General features: G+C 66.3%; 2 protein-coding genes. Both read left to right on the top strand.

Going from position 1 to position 2,236, the window contains the following annotated elements; translation table 11 throughout:
* Window positions 1-85 precede the first annotated feature (85 nt).
* A complete protein-coding gene (mdo, locus tag RMO85_RS11580; RefSeq protein WP_310528877.1) occupies window positions 86-1,378 on the top strand; it encodes an NDMA-dependent methanol dehydrogenase in 1,293 nt (430 codons plus the stop codon).
* Between the two features lie 89 nt (window positions 1,379-1,467).
* Window positions 1,468-2,236: MoxR family ATPase (locus RMO85_RS11575; RefSeq protein ID WP_310528876.1), on the top strand; the 769-nt coding region annotated here is incomplete at its 3' end.

Genomic DNA, 2,236 nt, shown 5'->3' with positions numbered 1-2,236 from the left:
CCCGTATGCGGATCCTCGTCTGGCCGCGGTCCGACGCCGCACCTAGCGTCCGAAGCAGTCCGATATCCGCCCCAGGAGGTCATCCATGCAGGTCGACGAACTGCTCAAACCGTTCCCCATCAAGGAGTTCCACCCGTTCCCACGGGCATTGATGGGACCCGGCGCGCACGAGATGATCGGGCCCGAGGCGCTCAAGCTCGGCTTCCGCAAGACGCTGGTCATGACGTCGGGCCTGCGCGGCACCGACATCGTGCACAAGATCGTGGAGTCGATGAAGTACCACGGCCTCGAGGTCGTGGTCTACGACAAGGTCGAGTCCAACCCGAAGGACTACAACGTCATGGACTCCGTGGCGCTGTACCAGGAGAACGAGTGCGACTCGTTCGTCTCCATCGGTGGCGGTTCGTCCCACGATGCCTGCAAGGGCGCTCGTGTCTCGGTGGCGCACGACGGTCGCAACGTGAACGAGTTCGAGGGCTTCAACATGTCCGAGAACCCGAAGAACCCGCCGCACATCGCGGTCTCCACCACGGCCGGCACCGGCTCGGAGACCTCGTGGGCCTACGTCATCACCGACACTACGACCGACCCCGACAACCCGCACAAGTACGTCGCCTTCGACGATGCGTCAGTCACGTCCCTGGCGATCGACGACCCGGTGCTCTACTTCGACTGCCCGGTCGACTACACCGCGCAGTGCGGCTTCGACGTGCTCGCGCACGCCAGTGAGCCGTACGTCTCCCGGATCAACTTCCAGCCGTCGCTCGGCAACGCGCTGCACGCCATCAAGCTGACGTCGGAGCACCTCCGGGCAGCGGTGTGGAACGGCCAGGACCTCGCCGGACGCGAGGGCATGATGTACGCGCAGTACATCGCCGCCCAGGCGTTCAACTCCGGCGGTCTGGGCATCATCCACTCGACGTCGCACGCGGTGAGTGCCTTCTACGACACGCACCACGGCCTGAACAACGCCATCGCGCTGCCCCGCGTGTGGGCGTTCAACATGTCGGCGGCGTACGGCCGTTTCGCCGACATCGCCGAGGCGATGGGCATCGACACCCGCGGCATGACCAAGCCGCAGGCAGCCGACGCCGCACTCGCTGCCTCGATCCGGTTGCTGCGCGACGTGGGCATCCCGGAGAAGTTCACCGACGTCACCGCCGACAGCTACTCGAAGAACCGGCTGGGCCAGGGCCCGACGAAGTTCTACGAGAACGCCAAGGTGATCACCGGTGACAAGGAAGACGTGGACCGCATCACCAACCACGTCCTCGGTGACGCCTGCACCCCGGGCAACGCCAAGGAGTGCACCTTCGAGACGGTTCGCCCCGTCATCGAGCACTGCATGAACGGTGACCTGGACGACCTCCTTTCCTGAGGCCGGTTCACCCCTGTACGCCGGACCGGGCAGCGATCGCCGTGCTGCCCGGTCCGGACCCCATCCACACCACGTTCGAGGGAGCGCCAGTGAACACGGATCCGCGCAATGCCGCCGGCGAAGGCGAGTTCGATGACGTCGCGCACGCCCTCGAACGCTTCCGCGAAGCCGGCTACCTGGCAGACGATCGGCTCGCGACGACGGTGTTCCTCCAGACCCGGCTGGGCAAACCGGTCCTGCTCGAAGGACCGGCCGGCGTGGGCAAGACCCAGTTCGCGACCAGTCTCGCCGCCGTCACCGGCCGGCGGCTGATCCGGCTGCAGTGCTACGAGGGCCAGGACGAGACCAAGGCCCTCTACGAGTGGGACTACGGCAAGCAGATGCTCTACACCCAGATCCTGCGCGAGAAGATCGGCCAGGTCGTCGAGGACGCCGCGGATCTCAACGAGGCGGTCGAGCGGATCGCCAAGCAGGACAGCGTCTTCTTCTCGGAGCGCTTCCTCGCGCCCCGCCCGTTGCTGGAGGCGATCGACTCCGAGGAGCCGGTCGTGCTGCTGATCGACGAGGTCGACCGCGCCGACGAGGCCCTCGAGGCTGTGCTCCTCGAGCTGTTGTCGGAGTTCCAGATCTCCATCCCCGAGGTCGGCACGGTGAAGGCCAAGCAACTTCCCTACGTCGTACTCACGTCCAACAACACCCGCGACCTGTCCGCCGCGCTCAAGCGCCGCTGCCTGCACCTGTTCCTCGACTACCCCGAGGCGCAGCGCGAGCTGGAGATCATCAACTCCAAGGACACCGGGCTCAGCGAGGCGCTCGCCGTCCGCCTCATCGAGATCGTCCGCGGCCTGCGCGAGCTCG

The organism is Nocardioides sp. (assembly GCF_031422975.1).
Classification (GTDB): Bacteria; Actinomycetota; Actinomycetes; order Propionibacteriales; family Nocardioidaceae; genus Nocardioides.
Note: the sequence above shows the minus strand (reverse complement) of the source record. Positions and strands in the feature narration are given on the sequence as shown.